Source organism: Tabrizicola soli (assembly GCF_015999335.1).
Classification (GTDB): Bacteria; Pseudomonadota; Alphaproteobacteria; order Rhodobacterales; family Rhodobacteraceae; genus Tabrizicola; species Tabrizicola soli.
The window spans coordinates 18,689-35,725 of record NZ_JAEACP010000033.1 but is presented as its reverse complement, the minus strand read 5'-3'; the positions used below and the strand labels follow the sequence as shown (position 1 = coordinate 35,725).

General features: G+C 65.5%; 16 protein-coding genes. 8 read left to right on the top strand and 8 right to left on the bottom strand.

Translation table 11 applies throughout. The annotated features are described in order from the left end of the window. On the top strand, positions 1–230 hold a 230-nt coding region (locus tag I7S92_RS21745; protein ID WP_197647603.1), incomplete at its 5' end, for an integrase core domain-containing protein. A gap of 208 nt (positions 231–438) precedes the next feature. Next, a complete protein-coding gene (locus tag I7S92_RS21740) occupies positions 439–1,620 on the top strand; it encodes a serine hydrolase domain-containing protein (RefSeq protein WP_197647602.1) in 1,182 nt (393 codons plus the stop codon). A gap of 33 nt (positions 1,621–1,653) precedes the next feature. On the opposite strand, the gene I7S92_RS21735 is transcribed toward I7S92_RS21740, so the two are convergent. The 7 genes from I7S92_RS21735 to I7S92_RS21705 all read right to left on the bottom strand — a co-directional run bounded on the left by I7S92_RS21735 (position 1,654) and on the right by I7S92_RS21705 (position 8,084). Then, entirely contained in the window at positions 1,654–2,220 is a 567-nt protein-coding gene (locus I7S92_RS21735; RefSeq protein WP_197647601.1) for a DUF3489 domain-containing protein, read from the bottom strand. A 94-nt stretch (positions 2,221–2,314) separates the two neighbouring features. Then, on the bottom strand, positions 2,315–2,542 hold the full coding sequence (locus I7S92_RS21730; RefSeq protein ID WP_197647600.1) for a hypothetical protein: 228 nt from the start codon (positions 2,540–2,542) through the stop codon (positions 2,315–2,317). Between the two features lie 335 nt (positions 2,543–2,877). Continuing rightward, a complete protein-coding gene (locus I7S92_RS21725) occupies positions 2,878–4,818 on the bottom strand; it encodes a 3-hydroxyacyl-CoA dehydrogenase NAD-binding domain-containing protein (protein ID WP_197647599.1) in 1,941 nt (646 codons plus the stop codon). A 6-nt stretch (positions 4,819–4,824) separates the two neighbouring features. Next, positions 4,825–6,105 (bottom strand): CaiB/BaiF CoA transferase family protein, encoded by a 1,281-nt coding sequence (locus I7S92_RS21720; protein ID WP_197647598.1) that lies wholly within the window; start codon positions 6,103–6,105, stop codon positions 4,825–4,827. Positions 6,106–6,131: 26 nt separating this feature from the next. Beyond that, complete coding sequence (locus tag I7S92_RS21715) at positions 6,132–6,671, bottom strand: oligopeptide/dipeptide ABC transporter ATP-binding protein (RefSeq protein WP_197647606.1); 540 nt, start codon at positions 6,669–6,671, stop codon at positions 6,132–6,134. 21 nt (positions 6,672–6,692) lie between these two features. Further along, entirely contained in the window at positions 6,693–7,898 is a 1,206-nt protein-coding gene (pcaF, locus tag I7S92_RS21710) for a 3-oxoadipyl-CoA thiolase (RefSeq protein WP_197647597.1), read from the bottom strand. Positions 7,899–7,913: 15 nt separating this feature from the next. Further along, positions 7,914–8,084: a hypothetical protein gene (locus I7S92_RS21705; protein ID WP_197647596.1), complete on the bottom strand. Its 171-nt coding sequence runs from the start codon at positions 8,082–8,084 to the stop codon at positions 7,914–7,916. Between the two features lie 51 nt (positions 8,085–8,135). Here I7S92_RS21705 and I7S92_RS21700 point away from each other — a divergent pair, with 51 nt between their 5' ends. From I7S92_RS21700 to I7S92_RS21675, 6 genes are all read left to right on the top strand, one after another. Next, positions 8,136–9,527, top strand: coding sequence for an aminotransferase (locus I7S92_RS21700; RefSeq protein WP_197647595.1), 1,392 nt, complete (start codon positions 8,136–8,138; stop codon positions 9,525–9,527). 39 nt (positions 9,528–9,566) lie between these two features. Then, entirely contained in the window at positions 9,567–11,054 is a 1,488-nt protein-coding gene (locus I7S92_RS21695) for an aldehyde dehydrogenase (protein ID WP_197647594.1), read from the top strand. Positions 11,055–11,129: 75 nt separating this feature from the next. Then, positions 11,130–12,788 carry a class I adenylate-forming enzyme family protein gene (locus I7S92_RS21690; RefSeq protein WP_197647593.1) on the top strand — a complete coding sequence of 553 codons (1,659 nt, stop codon included), beginning with the start codon at positions 11,130–11,132 and terminating at the stop codon, positions 12,786–12,788. Further along, complete coding sequence (locus I7S92_RS21685; RefSeq protein ID WP_197647592.1) at positions 12,785–14,380, top strand: phytoene desaturase family protein; 1,596 nt, start codon at positions 12,785–12,787, stop codon at positions 14,378–14,380. The genes I7S92_RS21690 and I7S92_RS21685 overlap by 4 nt, the downstream gene beginning before the upstream one ends. A gap of 4 nt (positions 14,381–14,384) precedes the next feature. After that, positions 14,385–15,248 (top strand): amidohydrolase family protein, encoded by an 864-nt coding sequence (locus I7S92_RS21680; protein WP_197647591.1) that lies wholly within the window; start codon positions 14,385–14,387, stop codon positions 15,246–15,248. Positions 15,249–15,323: 75 nt separating this feature from the next. Continuing rightward, positions 15,324–15,977, top strand: a complete 654-nt coding sequence (locus tag I7S92_RS21675) for a TetR family transcriptional regulator C-terminal domain-containing protein (RefSeq protein ID WP_197647590.1) — start codon at positions 15,324–15,326, stop codon at positions 15,975–15,977. A 26-nt stretch (positions 15,978–16,003) separates the two neighbouring features. Here I7S92_RS21675 and I7S92_RS21670 read toward each other — a convergent pair whose 3' ends face one another. Further along, positions 16,004–17,032 carry a histone deacetylase family protein gene (locus I7S92_RS21670; RefSeq protein WP_197647589.1) on the bottom strand — a complete coding sequence of 343 codons (1,029 nt, stop codon included), beginning with the start codon at positions 17,030–17,032 and terminating at the stop codon, positions 16,004–16,006. Between the last annotated feature and the right edge of the window lie 5 nt (positions 17,033–17,037).

The following is a 17,037-nucleotide window of genomic DNA, read 5'->3' as shown; positions in this document are numbered from 1 at the left end:
TCCGCAACCTGGCACATGCCCGCGATCTGATCGCCGAGTGGGTCACCGACTACAACACCGCGCGGCCCCATTCAGCCCTCGGCTACCAGACGCCTACAGGCTTCGCCCTGCACCTGACCACCGCAATCGCCCGACCCGCTGCACGCGATGACAGTTCCGCGCGTCGGGCGATTGCTCAACCCACGCCGACAGGCGTAAATCAAAAACCGGCTCCGGTCGCAGCTGGATGAAAGTTCAGTGGCAGGTCACCGAAAGCGAGATGGTCGCCTGCTAGCTCGCGCCGATGGCGACTGCGCCCATCGATGGCTCCACCGCCAGCACCATCTCCGGTGGCCTTTTCGTGCCATAGTAATTGTATCGGCAATGATCGGAATCGATGACATGTCGACCTCGATCGGGCCAGAGCCATGTAAGACCTCACTTGGAGTGCAGACCAAGATGACCAAGTATCAGATTTCGGGTCACGTCGCGGCAGGGTGGGAGCCTGTTCGCTCGGTATTCCAGAGGAACTTCGAATCTGGCAGAGAGCTTGGCGCGGCAGTAGCGGTGCAGCATCGCGGCGAATTGGTTGTCGACCTCTGGGGTGGGCTGCGCGACCCCAGGACAGGCGCTCCCTGGGAAAGCGATACGATGGTCATCGTCTTGTCCGCCACCAAGGGCGTCGCAGGCCTTGTCATGGCCTACGCCCATTCGCGCGGCTGGATCGACTATGAGGCACGGGTTGCGGATTACTGGCCCGAATTCGCTCGAAACGGAAAGGCCGAGATTACCGTACGGCAGTTGCTGTCCCATCAGGCCGGACTGCACGCCTTCCACCAGAAAGTCGATCGAGAGGTCATTGCTGACTTTGACCGACTGGCCCGGATCATGGAGGCTGAACGCCCGGAATGGCCCCCCGGGCAGCACTACGCCTATCACATCATGTCTTTGGGCTTTTACGAGGGCGAGTTGATCCGCCGGGTGGATCCGCGACACCGAACGCTCGGTCGCGTTCTCCAGGAGGACCTTGCCGGTCCCCTCGGGGCCGAGTTCTACATCCGCTTGCCGCCAGACACACCGGATGATCGCCTCGCGCCGATACAGACGCCGGGCATCGTCGCTTCCATACTGGGGTTACCGGTGGCCATGATCCCGAAGGTCCTGAATCCGTGGAGTCATGTCTTCCGCTCGACCATGGTGAACCCCGGAACGATGATCGCGGTAGACAGGGATACCGTGTATGCCCGTGATCTGGAGGTTCCTTCTGGAGGGGGCGTCGGGACGGCTCGCGCCCTCGCGAAACTCTACGGAGAGTTTGCAACCGGCGGGAAGAAGCTGGGTATCCGCCGCGAAACACTGGAAGCGCTCAAGGCACCGGCAATCCCGCCAAAGGGCGGGACCAAGGACATGTGCCTTACAACCGAGATCTCGTACTCGCTTGGCTTCATGAAGCCGTTTTACGGGTTGCCCATCGGATCGCCATCGGCCTTCGGAACGCCCGGCGCTGGCGGCTCGATGGCATTTGCCGACCCTGAGATCGAACTTGGTTACGGCTATGTGATGAACCGGATGGGGACAGGGGTGGAGCCCGATCCAAGAGACGTGGCCTTGCGTAAAGCAATCGCCGCGGTTCTTGCATGAAGCCGAGTTCGAGGCTTCGGGCTCGTCGCGCGATCACGCGATCCGGTACACTGACCCCCTGCCCTCGACCTTTTCGGCGGTGATGGGCAGGCCCAGCTTCTTCTTCAGGGCGCCGGAGATCGAGCCGCGAACCGTGTGCGATTGCCACCCCGTTGCCTCGACCATCTCGGCGACTGTCGCGCCCTCGGGGCGCTGCAACATGGCGATGATCTGCGCCTGTTTGGTGCCAGCGCGGAAGGTGGCGGGTTTCGCGGTATCGGGGTCGTCAGGCGTTTGCGCCGGTTCCGGTTCCGGTTTCGGCTTCGCCTTCCGCGCACTGGCGACGGCGCTGGCCACCACCGGCTCGATCCCGATGGCCTCGAGCCCGACCTCGGTGGCGATCAGCGTGGTGCCGTGGCCGTCGCCGGTCTCACGCCACATCGGCTCGCCCCGACGCAGGTTGGCCTCGACCTCTTCCAGCCAGCCGCGGGCGATCATCTTGCCGACGACCATCTTGGCGGCGGCGCCGACCAGCCCCTCGGGCAGCGGCAGGGCGAGGTTCCCTGGCCGGGTCGCGGCGCGGGACAGGATCAGGGACTGAGTGTCGGACGGGGTGGTCATCGGGGCCTCCGTAGCGCTTGGGCGCCCGGTGTGCGCGCCCTCTACGGAGGCAAGCCCCGTTCGGCACGGGGCGGCCGTCGCGTCCGTGGGCGCGTCAGGCAGCGTGTTCGCCTTCCTTGAAGGCGCTGTCGGTGATCTGGCGCAGCAGGTCCGCGTAGTGCTTCAGCGTGCCGACATCGCCCCAGTTGATTTCGTCAGGATTAGTCTCGAAGTGGTCGTCGCTGAGGGCCTTCAGGCGCTCCAGCATCACGTCGATCTCGACCTTGGCGGCGATGAAGGCGTCGAGGGCTTTGTCGTTCTGGGCGGCGCGGCGGGTGGTCATGGCGGGCATCCTTCTGTGGGTTGCATCGTTTCCTTGCCATTAGACTCGCTTGATGCCCGCAGTGAAGCTAAGAAACTGATTTTTTCATTAAAATACAATCGGTTCGCTTCAGCTGGATCATGATTGCGCGCGCGGCGGTCCCCGCCGCAGTATTTGCCGCGCTGTGTACAGGGTGGAATGACTGCAGGCTAATCGTCTGTCTTCTCGCCCGCTGCCCTCGTATTCGACCTGATAATATTTGAAGAGAAAGCCAGCGACAAAGCGAAGGATCGTCCGGCCATCGGACGCCGGGGGCCAGACGCCGTCGATGTAAAGCTGAACGTCGGGATAGGAGATCATGCTTTGGCCTTTCGGTCAGTCAGGAACATGGGGCCACCCTTCGTGCGCGGGAAGCCATAGCCGTGGATCTGGACAAGATCGATGTCTGTTGCGCTGGAGGCGATGCCTTCGGCAAGGATGGCGCGGCCCTCGTCGGCCAATGCACCGATCAGCCGGTCAACGATCTGGTCTTCGGCCAGCGGCGCACCGGCCCCGACCAGCGGAGCGATGATCGCCGCCGCCGCCTCCGAGGGGTGGGGGGTGCGGTCCCCCTGGGCATAGTCATACCAGCCGCCGCCGGTCTTGATACCCTTGCGGCCCGCCCGCACCAGCAGGTCAAGTGGCCCTTCGGGCACGGACTCACCCCGCGCGCGTGCGGCCTCGCGGTTCATGTAGGCGATGTCGAGGCCAGCCATATCCTGCATTTCGAAGGGCCCCATGGCAAAACCGAAGCGCCGCAGGGCGGCGTCGATGGCGGCAAAGGGGGTGCCTGCGCGGACCAAGGCCTCTGTCTCGACCCGGGTACGTTTCAGCATCCGGTTGCCGATGAAGCCTTCGCAGATGTCGGAACGGACCGGCACCTTGCCCATTTGCCGCGCCAACTGGAAGGCCGTGGCCAGCACCTCGGACGAGGTGGCCGGGTGCGGGACGACCTCAAGCAGCTTCATCACATGGGCGGGGCTGAAGAAATGCAGGCCGATGAAACGCTCGGGCGCGGGGAGGTTCAGCGCAATCTGCCGTGGGTCGATATAGGAGGTGTTGGTCGCCAGCACCGCATCGGCCCGGCACAGGCGGCCCAGATCGGCGAACACCTTCCGCTTGACGTTAAGGTCTTCGAAGACGGCCTCGACCACCAGGTCGCAGCTGGAGAGACCCTCAAGGCCCACGCAACCCGTGACCCCTGCCATCCGGGCGGCTGCCTCTGCTTCGCTGATATGTCCGCGGCGGGCGGCCGCGTAGAACAGGCCGCGGAGGGTGGCAAGCCCACGCTCCAGCGCGGGCGCTTCGCGTTCGGACAGGATGACGGGCACTCCGGCATTGCGGAAGGCCGCCGCGATGCCGCTGCCCATCGTGCCACCGCCGACGACACCCACCAGGGCAATGGGTCGCGGTGTCACATCGCGCAGGTCGGCAGGTCGCGGCGCGGCGCGCTCGGCAAAGAAGAGATAGCGGAGGGCAGCCGATTCCTGCGTTGTCTTGAGGGCAAGGAAGGTCTCACGTTCCTGCCGGAGGCCGGCCTCGCAGCCGTGATCCACCCCGTGGCGCACTGCGTGCAGCGCGGCGAGGGGCGCGCTTTGTCCCTTGGCCGCCTTTGCGACGCGGGCCGACGCCGCTTCCCAGAAGGCAGGTCCTGGGTCGGACAGGGGACGGGTTCCAGCCGGGGGGCGGGTCTGCGACAGGCGGGCGGCAAAGGCAACGGCGCCTTCGGTCAGCGGTCCCTCGATGATGCGATCAACCAGACCAAGTTGCAGCGCGCGGTCGCTGTCCAGCATCACGCGTTCGGCAATGACAGGGATCGCGGCCTCAAGCCCGATCAGGCGCGGCAGGCGTTGTGTTCCGCCCGCGCCCGGGATGATGCCCAGGTTCACTTCGGGCAGTCCCATAACGGCCCCCAAAGCGGCCACCCGGTAATGGCAGCCCAACGCCATTTCCAGACCGCCGCCGAGGGCATGGCCATGGATCGCCGCAACCCAGGGCTTCACTGCGGCTTCGACCCGAAGGATCAGGTCCGGCAGGGTGGGCGTCTCTGGCGGGCGGTCGAATTCGCCGATGTCGGCACCGCCGACAAACAGCTTGCCCGCCCCGCGCAGCACCACGGCAGAAATCTCGGGGTCCGCATCCAGCACTTCGACAAGCTGGTAAAGCTGCGCCCGGACCGAAGTCTTGAGGGCGTTGACGGGCGGATTGTCGATGGTCAGGACAGCGACGCTGCCATGACGATCAAGCGTGATGGTCATCGCGGCTTACTCCGTTGCCCGTAGCTCTGCGGTGGGCCGGGCCGCAACATCCAACGTAACCGTGGCAGAGGCCGGGGCCAGATCGCGGCAGGCGACCGCGCCCTGGGCGATCAGCGTCTCGATCCGCGCGGCATCGAAGCCCAGCACGTCGCGCAGGACCGCGCGCGTATCCTCGCCCAGAAGGGGCGGCGCCTTGGCGGTGCGGCCAGCCTGTGCCGCCAGCCCCTGCGCGGGCCGGATCAGCGAGACCGGGCCAAGTTCGGGATGCTCCAGCGTCTGGATGACCCCCCGTTCCACAACCGACGCCGCACTCAGCGCCTCGGACACCGATTTCACCGGCCCGGCCGGCACATCGGCCGCCAGACAGGTCTCCAGCCAATGCGCGGACGGCCGGGTCGCGATGATGGCCTGGATCTCGTCCAGCAATGCCGGCCGGTTCAGCGCGCGCTGGTGCGAGGTGACATAGCGCGGGTCGCGGGCCAGATCGGGGCGGTCGATGACCTTTTCGCAGAAATCGGCGAACATGCGATCATTGCCGACCGCCAGCGCGAACGGCCCGTCCGTGGCGGTGAACAGCTGATACGGCACCACGGTCGGATGCGCGTTGCCGTAGCGCGTCGCCTCGACGCCGGCGTTCAGATAGGCGGTGCCGACGTTGATCAGCAGGTTCAGCGCCGCGTCCAGCAGGGCCACGTCGATGAACTGGCCCTTGCCGGTATCCCGCCACTGGTACAGTGCGGCCAGGATGGACTGCGTGGCGACCATCCCCGCGACGACATCGGTGAAGGCCACGCCCAGGCGGTTCGGCGGCCCGTCCGCCTGCCCGGTGATCGACATGAGCCCGCTTTCCGCCTGCATGATGAAGTCATAGCCGGGCCGCTTGGCTTCGGGGCCGGTCTGGCCATAGCCCGAGATCGAGCAGTAGACGACGCCCGGGTTGATCCTGGAGATATCCTCGTAGCTGATGCCCAGCCGGTCCACCGTTCCGGCACGGAAGTTTTCCACGACCACATCGGCACGGGCCGCAAGCTCCAGAACGATGGCCCGACCTTCGGCAGATTTCAGGTCAAGTGCGATGCTGTGCTTGCCGCGGTTGGCGCAGAGGAAATAGGTGCTGACGCCCTTGTAGCCGGGCACCGACCAGGCGCGCGTGTCGTCGTCGCCCTTGATGTTCTCGATCTTCCAGACCTCGGCCCCCAGATCGGCCAGGCTCATGGTCGTCCAGGGTCCGGCCAGAACCCGAGTGAGGTCCAGCACCTTGATCCTTTCCAGCGGCAGGGTCTGCATCGTCTCGGTCCTCCCTCGTTCCTGTTTCAGCCAGTGGCGGCCAGGCCCGTTTCGCGGGCGTTGGGGAAATGGCAGGCAACCGCATGGCCTGCGGCGTGATCGGCCAGTGGCGGTTCCCGTTCGGCGCAAAGGGGTTGCGCGATTGGACAGCGCGTCCTGAACCGGCAGCCGGACGGCGGGTTGATCGGACTGGGCAAATCCCCCTTCAGCACGATGCGCGCCCGATTGCGTTCGCGCGGCGGGTCCGCCAGCGGCACCGCCGACATCAGCGCCTGGGTGTAGGGGTGCAGCGGCGCCGAGTAGAGGTGCCGCTTGTCGGCGATCTCGACGATCTTGCCCAGGTACATGACCGCCACCCGGTGCGAGATGTGCTGCACGACCGACAGGTCATGCGCAATGAACAGGAAGGCGGTGCCAAAGTCGCGCTGGATGTCCTTGAGCAGGTTCAGCACTCCGGCCTGCACCGACACGTCAAGCGCCGACACGAGTTCGTCCAGAACCAACAGCTCTGGTCGCAGGGTAAGGGCGCGGGCGATCACCACACGCTGGCGCTGGCCGCCGGACAGGGCATGCGGATAAGTTCATGGTCAAGGTCTTTCCAAGACCATCGCGATGCCCTGGCCAACGCCGATGCACATGGCGCACAAGGCAAGGCGGCCGCCGCGGCGATGCAGTTCGTTCACCGAGGTCAGCGCAAGGCGGATCCCGCTCGCTCCCAATGGGTGACCGACGGCTATGGCGCCACCGTTCGGGTTCACCTGAGGTGCATCGTCCGGCAAACCAAGGGCACGCGTCACCGCGAGCACTTGGGCGGCGAATGCTTCATTTATCTCAATGACGTCCATCTGGGCCAGGGTAAGGCCGGTGCGATGCAGTAGCTTGCGCACCGCTGGCACCGGTCCGTAGCCCATGATGCGCGGCTCAACTCCTGCGACAGCCATGCCGACGATCCGCGCGCGGGGCGTTAGTCCGTGTTCGTGGAGGGCCGCCTCGGACGCGACCATCAATGTCGCTGCGCCGTCGTTCACGCCCGAGGCGTTGCCGGCCGTCACCGTCAGTTCCGGTCCGTTGAGGCCGCGCAGGCGCAACAATCCTTCGGGCGAAGTCAAGGGCTTCGGGTGCTCGTCCGTGGTGAATACAACGGGTTCTCCGCGTGCCTGCTGAATCGTGATCGGCACGATTTCCTCGGAGAACAGTCCGGCGGCTTGAGCCGCGGCCCAGCGTTGCTGGCTGCGCAAGGCGAAAGCGTCCTGATCTGCGCGCGTGATGCCGTGCTCGGCGGCCAGGTTGTCTGCCGTCTCCGGCATCGAGTGCGTGCCGTGGGCCGCCTGCATCCTTGGGTTCACGAAGCGCCATCCGATCGTGCTATCTTCCATCGCCGCCTTGCGGGAGAAGGCACTCTCGGATTTGGGCAGAACGAAAGGGGCCCGTGTCATGTGCTCGACACCACCAGCAACAATCAGGTCGGCCTCTCCGGTACGTATCGACCGTGCCGCCTGACCCAGGGCTTCAAGCCCGGACCCGCACAACCGGTTTACAGTGACGCCCGGGACCGTGACGGGGAGGCCGGCGAGCAGCGCGGCCATCCGGGCGACATTGCGGTTGTCCTCGCCCGCCTGGTTTACGCAGCCGTAAATGACGTCGTCGAGGCGAGACGCATCCAGCGCCGGATGCCGGTCGACAAGCTCACGCAACGGCAGGGCCGCCAGATCATCGGCGCGCACCGAGGCCAACGCACCGCCATAGCGGCCAAAGGGGGTACGGACTCCGTCGATCAGCCATGCTCCGGACATCGGGTCTCTCCAGTTTCAATCTGTTTCAGGACTTTGCCCATCACCCGCTTTGGGAGAAGGCAGAGCCCACCGCCTTTCGACAGCAGGGAACATAACGAGCAGATCGAAACCTGCGCAACCTTTTTGATTGATCGGGCAATCAGAAAGGTTGACTTCGCCTCCCACCACCGCCAGAACATTCGGCATGGGGCGCTGCCGGTCAGGCAAGTGCCGCAGTCCAGACGGAAAGGAAGAGCAATGGCGGATACCCGGCAGGACGATGTCGCGACGGCGATGCGCGAACATGTGCTGTTGCCCGCGCAGGAAATGGCGCGGCTTGGTACGGCCACCCAGCCCGTGCTTACCCATGCGGAAGGGATCTATGTCCATGCCGCCGATGGCCGACGGCTGATCGACGGGCCGGCCGGAATGTGGTGCGCGCAGGTCGGCTATGGCCGAAAGGAGATTGTCGATGCCATCGCGCACCAGGCGATGGCCCTGCCCTATGCCTCGCCCTGGTACATGGCGACCAGTCCGGCGGCCCGTCTGGCCGAGAAGATTGCGACCCTTACCCCGGGCGATCTGAATCGCGTGTTCTTCACCACCGGCGGATCGACCGCCGTGGACAGCGCCCTTCGCTTCTCGGAGTTCTACAACAACGTCCTGGGCCGGCCCGAGAAGAAGCGGATCATCGTGCGCTTCGACGGTTACCATGGCTCGACCGCGCTGACGGCGGCCTGCACTGGGCGCACCGGCAACTGGCCGAATTTCGACATCAGGCAAGACCGCATCTCGTTCCTGTCCAGCCCGAATCCGCGCCATGCCGGCAATCGCACGCAGGAAGCGTTCCTAGATGATCTGGTAAAGGAATTCGAGGACCGGATCGCGGACCTCGGCCCCGAGACCATCGCCGCCTTCCTTGCCGAACCCATCCTGGCCTCGGGCGGGGTGATAATTCCGCCGAAGGGCTATCACGCCCGCTTCAAGGAAGTCTGCGAGCGGCACGACATTCTGTATATCTCGGACGAGGTGGTGACGGGCTTTGGCCGCTGCGGGGAATGGTTCGCGTCGGAGAAGGTTTTTGGCGTCGTGCCCGACATCATCACCTTCGCCAAGGGCGTCACCTCGGGCTATGTTCCGCTGGGGGGGCTTGCGATCTCCGATAAGGTCATGGCTCGCATCTCGGGCGAAAACGCCAAGGGCAGCTGGTTCACCAACGGCTACACCTACACCAACCATCCGGTGTCCTGCGCGGCAGCCCTAGCCAACATCGAGCTTATGGAACGCGAGGGCGTCGTGGAACATGCCCGCGAGATCTCGGGCTATTTCGCCGACGCCCTGGCATCGCTGCTGGACCTTCCCGGCGTGGCCGACACGCGCGCCGTGGGCCTCGTGGGCTGCGTGCAGTGCCTGCTGGATCCGACCCGCGCCGACGGCAACGACGACGACAAGGCCTTCACGCGCAAGATCGACGAGCGCTGCTTCGAGCTTGGGCTGATCGTCCGGCCGCTGGGCGATCTCTGCGTGATCTCACCGCCGCTCATCATCACCCGTGCCCAGATCGACGACATCGTCGCCATCCTGCGCCAGGCGATCAGCGAAGTGGGTGCGGCGCATGGGCTGACATCAAAGGAAGCGGCGGTCGGCTGAGGCCCCCGACACCTAAAAACAACGACAGGAACCCCGAAAATGCTGCAGAACATCGACTGGCATGCGCGCGCCAAGGCCGCAAAGCTTCCCTATCGCCCCTTCATCGACGGCCAATATGTCGACAGTCTGTCAGGCGAGACCTTCCCTTGTGTCTACCCCGGCGACGGGCGCCTGTTGATCGGCGTCGCCTCATGCAATGCGGCCGATGTGGACGTGGCGGTGCGCTCGGCCCGCAAGGCGTTCAACGCGGGCAGCTGGTCGCGGATGGCCCCGGCCGACCGCAGGCGCATCCTGCTGAAGTTCTCGGAGCTGATCCTTGCCAACCGCGAGGAACTGGCCCTGCTGGAGACGTTGAACGTCGGCAAGCCGATCGCCAATGCCTACAACGGCGACGTGGTCAGCGCGGCCGCCTGCATCGCCTGGTATGCCGAGGCGATCGACAAGGTCTATGGCGAGGTCGCGGCCACCGCCCATGACATGACCACCCTTGTGGTGCGCGAACCGCTTGGCGTCGTCGCGGCGGTGGTGCCGTGGAACTATCCGATGTCGATGGCGGCCTGGAAACTGGGCCCGGCCTTGGCGACCGGCAACTCGGTCATCCTGAAGCCGGCGGAACAGTCGCCCTTCACCGCGCTGAAGTTCGGCGAGCTGGCAATCGAGGCGGGCATTCCGCCGGGCGTGCTGAACGTGGTGCCGGGCTTTGGCCATATCGCGGGCAAGGCGCTGGGTCTGCACATGGACGTGGATTGCGTGGGCTTCACCGGCTCGACCGAGGTCGGCAAATATTTCATGCAGTATTCCGGCCAGTCGAACATCAAGCGCATCGGGCTGGAACTGGGGGGCAAGTCGCCGCAGGTCGTACTTGCGGATTGCGACGACCTGGACGCGGCGGCGGCCGGGATCGCGGCGGGGATCTTCGCCAACACCGGACAGGTCTGCAACGCCGGCAGCCGCCTGATCGTCGACGCCAAGGTGCGCGACGCGCTGCTGGAGAAGATCGCGGCGCAGGCCAAGGTCTTTGCGCCGGGCGATCCGCTGAACCCGGCGACGCGCATGGGCTCGATCGTCAGCGAAGAGCAGATGGACCGCGTGATGGGCTACATCGACGCAGGCCGGGCCGAGGGTGCAAGCACCGTGATGGGCGGAAACCGCGTGCGCACCGAAACCGGAGGTTACTTCATCGAGCCGACGATCTTCGACGGCGTGACGAACGGGATGAAGATCGCCCAGGAGGAAATCTTCGGCCCCGTCCTGTCGGCCATCACGGTCAACGGCTTCGACGAGGCGATGGAGGTCGCGAACGACACGATCTACGGCCTTGCCGGTGCCGTCTGGACCGGGTCGGTGAAGAACGCCCACCGCGCCGCCAAGGCGATCCGCGCGGGCGTGGTCTGGGTCAACTGCTTTGACCGCGGGTCGATGGCGGTGCCGTTCGGCGGGTTCAAGCAATCGGGCTTCGGTCGCGACAAGTCCTTGCATGCGATGGACAAATACACCGACTTCAAGGCGATCTGGTTCTCGCACTGAACCCCTGACTGGCCGCCCCGTGCCACCGGCCGGGGCGGCTTTTTTCGACCTTTGCAGTCCTGATCGGAGCCGCCCATGTGGAAGGACGACATCCTCGCCCAACCCGTCGTTCCCTATGAGGAACGCCGCCGCCAGATCGAGGCCGAGCCGCTGCCCGAGAACATCGGCGCCCTGATCGACGCCGCCGCGGACGAGGCGGGCGACCGTATCCTGTGGAACTTCTTCGAGGCGGGGGAGACGATCACCTATGCCCGGATGCGCCAGGTGGTGAACGGGCTGGCGGCGCGGCTGGTGGCACTGGGCATCACCAAGGGCACCCATGTGGGGGTGATGCTCCCGAACATTCCAGCCTTTCCGCTGACCTGGCTGGCGCTGGGGCGCATCGGGGCGGTGATGCTGCCGATCAACCCGGCCTATACCCCGCGCGAGATTGCCCATGTCATGCAGGTGGCCGAGGCCGAATGGGTCGTGACCCATGCCGACACCCGCGCCACGCTGGATCAGGCCCATGCCGAGGGGCTGGTCTCGACCCCCGCGCACCGGATGATCGTGGCGGGTGGCGGTGCAGCCAAGGGCGCGCATGTCTGGGAAACGCTGGCGGCCGATCCAACCGACCGTTTCGAAGCCCCGCTGCCCGTTGGCCATGACGACCTGCTGAACATCCAGTTCACTTCGGGCACCAGCGGCTTTCCCAAGGGCTGCATGCTAAGCCAGCGCTACTGGATCTCGGCCGGGAAGGTGAACGCCTTCCGCGACGGGCGAGTCTATCGCCGCATCCTGGCCTCGACCCCGTTCTTCTACATGGACCCGCAATGGCTGTTGCTGATGACCATGTACCAGCGCGGCACGCTGTTCGTGGCGGCGCGCCAGTCGACCAGCCGCTTCAGCCAGTGGCTGCGCGATTTCGACATCGAGTTCTGCCTGCTGCCTTGGGTCCTGCACGGGATGGAGCCGCAGCCGCATGACGCCGACAACCATGTCATCCGCGCGAATATCTATGGCTGCCCGCGCGATCTTCACGCCGGGCTTGAGGCGCGGTTCGACCTGAACGCGCGCGAGGCTTTCGGGATGACCGAGATCGGGCCCGCCATGTTCGCGCCCGTCGAACGGGCCGACAAGGTAGGCTCGGGCAGCTGCGGGCTGCCCTGCCCCTTCCGCGAATGCCGGATCGTCGACGAGGCGGGCCAGCCCGTCCCGCCGGGCGGGATCGGCGAGTTGCAGATCCGGGGGCCGGGCATCATGCTGGGCTACTACAACAATCCCGAGGCCACGGCAGAGGCTCTGAAGGACGGATGGTTCGCGACTGGCGACCTGTTCCGCCAGGATGACGAGGGGTTCTTCTACATCGTCGGCCGCAAGAAGGACATGATCCGCCGCTCGGCCGAGAACATCGCCGCGCGCGAGGTCGAAACGGTGCTGGCCGCCGCCCCCGGCGTGGCCGAGGTGGCGGTGGTGGGCGTGCCCGATCCGCTGCGCGGCGAAGAGGTGAAGGCCTATCTCAAGCTGAAGGAAGGTGTCGCGCACGGTCCGCAGGTGCTGGAGGCGGTGATCGCCACCGCGACCGCAGGCCTTGCGCCGTTCAAGGTGCCGCGATTCTTCACCTTTGTTCAGGATTTCCCTCGCACCGCCTCGCTCAAGATCGCCAAGCCGCAGATCACGGCCGGCGTCCACGACCTGCGCGCGGGATCCTTTGATCGCACTACCGGAACCTGGCTGGAAGGAGGGCAGGCATGACGCCCCAATACGATGCGGTGATCGTCGGCGGGGGCCATAACGGGCTGACCTGCGGCGCCTATCTGGCCCGGGCGGGGGTGAAGGTCCTGGTGGTCGAACGCCGCGAGATCATCGGCGGCGCGGCCGTGACCGAAGAGATCGCGCCGGGCTACCGCAGCTCGATGGCGTCCTATTACCAGGGGCTTCTGCAACCGAAGGTCATCCTGGACCTGGAATTGCAGAAATACGGCTTCGAGGTGCTGCCCGCCGCGCCCACCGTCTTTGCGCTGGAGGGCGGACGCACCTTCACCATGCACGACGACCCTGAGAAATTCGCGGCCGAGATCGGGCGGTTCTCCAACATCGACGGCGCGGCCTATGCCAAGTACCGCGCCCACATGCAGAAGATCGCGCCGCACATGAACCAGTTGCTGTGGGAGGTTCCGGTCAATCCCGGCGGCCGTAAGCTGCGCGACCTGCGCCGGCTGGCGGGCTTCGTCTGGCGCTTCCGCAAGATCGGGCCGCAGTTCTACGACATCTACAACCTCTTGACGATGAGCGCCTACGACTATCTATCACGCTGGTTCTCGTCCGAGGATGTGAAGCTGGTGCTGGGATTTTTCGCAGGGGGCGGCGGGGCGAACTCCAGCCTCAAGACACCGGGATCGGCCTACATGTTGGCGCGCGGCATCGTGCGCGACGGCAGCACGGCGGCCGGGCCCGCTGGCTTCATGAAGGGGGGCATGGGCTCGATCTCGGACGCGATCCGGCGGTCGGGCGAGGCCCACGGGATGCAGGTCCGCACCTCTTGCCCGGTAGAGCGCATCCTGGTCGAAGGCGGCCGTGCGGTGGGCATCCGGCTGGAGGGGGGCGAGGAGATCCGGTCGAAGATCGTGATCGCCAATGCCACGGCCCGCACCATCTTTACCAAGCTTCTGGACCCCGAAAGCCTGCCCGAGGAATTCAACCGCGATATCCGCAACATCCGCTGCGAAAGCACCGTGTTCCGGGTGAACCTTGCGCTGAAATCCCTGCCCTCCGCCCCGGTCATGGCGCAGGCCAGCGCGGAAGGCAGCATCCAGCCGCAGATGACCATCGCGCCCAGCGTCGATTACATGGAACGCGCCCACCGCCAAAGCCAGGCGGGAGAGATCGCCGACCAGCCGTTCCTGATCGTCAAGATCCCCTCGATCGTTGACCCCACGCTGGCCCCGGCCGGTCACCACATCATGAACATCTTCGGCGGCCATGCCCCCTATACCCTGGCCCGGGGTCATTGGGACGACCGGCGAGAAGAGCTTTGGGGCAAGGTGCTGGCCGTGCTGAAGACCCAGTTCCCCGACATCGAGGAGCACATCCTGCACCGCCAGATCCTGACCCCGCTGGACCTGGAGCGCCGGTTCGACCTGCCGAACGGCCACGTCCACCACGGCGAGATCAGCGCCGACCAGATGTTCTTCCGCCGCCCCTCGGCCGGCTATGCCGACTATCGCAGTCCGGTGGAGGGGCTCTACATGGCCAGTGCCTCGGTCCATCCCGGGGGCGGTGTGACGGGGGTGCCTGGCCATAACGCGGCAAAGGTCATCCTGGAAGACCGCAGGAACTGGAGCTGACGCCATGCTGATCGACTTTTCCAGCCGCCCGCCGCATCCCGACTTTTCGCCCCCCGCACCGCATCTGCAAAACTACCGCCGGGTCTATCAGGGCAGCGAAGAACGTTCGGCCGCCTCGGACGCCGCGCAGGGGCTGGACGGCTGGCTGGAGACCTACGACCGGCTGGGCGCGCGGCATGTGGTGCTGAAGGCGCGCGACCTGACCACCACCTTCGGCTTCAAGATCCCGAACGAGGCGGTTGCGGCGTTCATCCGTGACCATGGGCCGCGCTACATCGGCTTTGCCGGGGTCGATCCCTGGCAGGACGACGCGGTGGCGCAATTCGACCATGCGGTCACCGTCCTGGGCTTGCGAGGGTTGAACCTACAATGCTTCGAGTTGAAGCTGGCCCCCGACGATCCACGCCTGTTTCCGCTGTACGAAAAGGCGATCGAGCTGAACGTGCCGGTGAACATCCACTGCGGCATCAACTTCTCGACCCAGACGCCCATGTCCGTCGGCAAGCCGGAATATCTGGACAACGTCATGGTGCGATACCCCGAGCTGCGCGCCATCGCCTCGCCCCCCGGTTGGCCCTGGGTGCAGGAACTGATCGGCGTCGCCTGGCGTCACCCGAACCTGTACATCGGCGTGCTTGCCGTGCGGCCAAAGCTGCTGGCCAAGCCGCATTCGGGGTATGAACCGCTTCTGCAATACGGCCGCACCGTTCTAAAGAACAAGATCGTCTTCGGATCGGCTTTCCCGATGATGCCGGTGGAAACCGCACTGGCCGAGGTGCGGGCCCTTGAACTTGGCGATGAGGTCGAGCGGCTGTGGCTCCACGACAACGCCGCAAGATTTCTCGGACTGCCGGAGGGCCCAGCTTGACAAGTCCCGATCCAGAGGATTTCAGCATTACGCATTCAGGTGCGGTTGAGGTTGAGCCAGTGAAAGTCGAGCGCCATGCCTGAACCGAAGACAGCCACCAGACGCACCAAGTCGGGCAAGGCCCATGTCAGCCGCGACGATCAGGTGAACGATCGTCGCCGCAGCCTGCTTGCTGCTGCGGTGAAGGTCATCTCGAAAAAGGGACTGACCGGCGTCACGATCAACTCGATCGCGGCCGAGGCAAAGTGCTCGTACGGGGTTGTCGCCTTTCACTTCCAGTCGAAAGAGGGCGTGATCTTCGCCGCGCTGGACCATACGGCGGCCGAGTACGAAGCCTTTCTAAGCAAGCTCGCCGCCTCGGCCCTGGGTCCGGCCGATCGCATCCGCAGCATGATTGACACCGACTTCAGCAGCAAGGCGGCGGGGCGGTCTTCGATTTCGTTGTGGCTGTCCTTCTGGGCCGAGGCCGTCCGCGTGCCATCCTACCGGAAACGCTGCGCCTCGCTGCGGGACCAGTACAACCAGGCGGTCGCAGCCGACATTTCCGAACTGGCTGCCCTGCGTGACGTGACGGTTGACGCCCCGCAGCTGGCGCTGTCGCTGAATGCCCTGATCTCGGGGCTCTGGATCGAAAGCCTGCTGTCGTCGTCACCGATGGCCGAGGCGCAAGCCCGTGGGCACGAGGCCTGCATCGCCTTGATGCGCTGCTACTTTCCACAGGATTTCTGACCCGGTCGTCCGACCGGGTCGAAAGCTTACGCGGCCTGGAAGCCCTGCAGCACATTCACGACGTTGTCGCCGATGGCCGCCACAGCATAGCCGCCCTCCAAGACGAAGAGCGTGGGCAATCCCAGCCGCCCGATCCTGCGACCGATCTCGGTGAAATCGGCGCCTTGCAGCCGGAAGCGCGAGATCGGGTCGCCCTCGAAGGCATCGACGCCAAGCGACACCACAAGCCGGTCGGGCGCAAATGCGCGGATGCGCGACAGGGCCTGATCCATTGCGCTCCCCCAGGACACGAAATCCGAACCCCAGGGCAAGGGCAGGTTCAGGTTCGCGCCCAGCCCCTCTCCCGCGCCCGTCTCGTCGGCAAAGCCGATGTAATAGGGGTAGTCCTGCACCGGGTCGGCGTGGATCGACACGGTGAGCACGTCGCCCCGATCATAGAAGATATCCTGCGTGCCGTTGCCGTGGTGGTAATCCACATCCAGCACGGCAACGCGGTCCGCCCCCGCATCGCGGAACCACTGGGCGGCGATTGCGGCGTTGTTCAGAAAGCAATAGCCGCCGAAATAGTCGCGCCCGGCGTGGTGGCCGGGCGGACGGCACAGCGCAAAGGCGGCGCTCTCTCCGGCCTCGATCAGGCTGGCCCCGGTCAGCGCACAATCGACCGCCGCCCGGGCGGCCTGCCAGGTGCCCTTTAGGATGGGGCTGCTCATGTCGACGGCATAGCGCCCAAGTTCGGCGCCCGGGCGGACCGTGGGGATCATGCGGGTCCGGCGCGGCGGCCAGATGTTCGGGTAGGCCGGGATCTCGCCGACCTCCTTCGCCCAGTCGTCCCAGATGGTTTCCAGAAAGCGCACGAAAGCCGGGTCATGCACCGCAAGGACCGGCGCCAGATCGAAATGCTCCGGCTCGATCACCGGACCAAGGTCCGCCCGGCGCACGGCGTCCAGCACCAGTTCGGCCCGGCGCGGGATCTCGAAGGCATCGACCCATTTGCCGCGATAGAACTCGGTGTCGACTTGCTGAAGGGCGTGAAGTTCGGAAAAGACGGTCTTCATGGCTA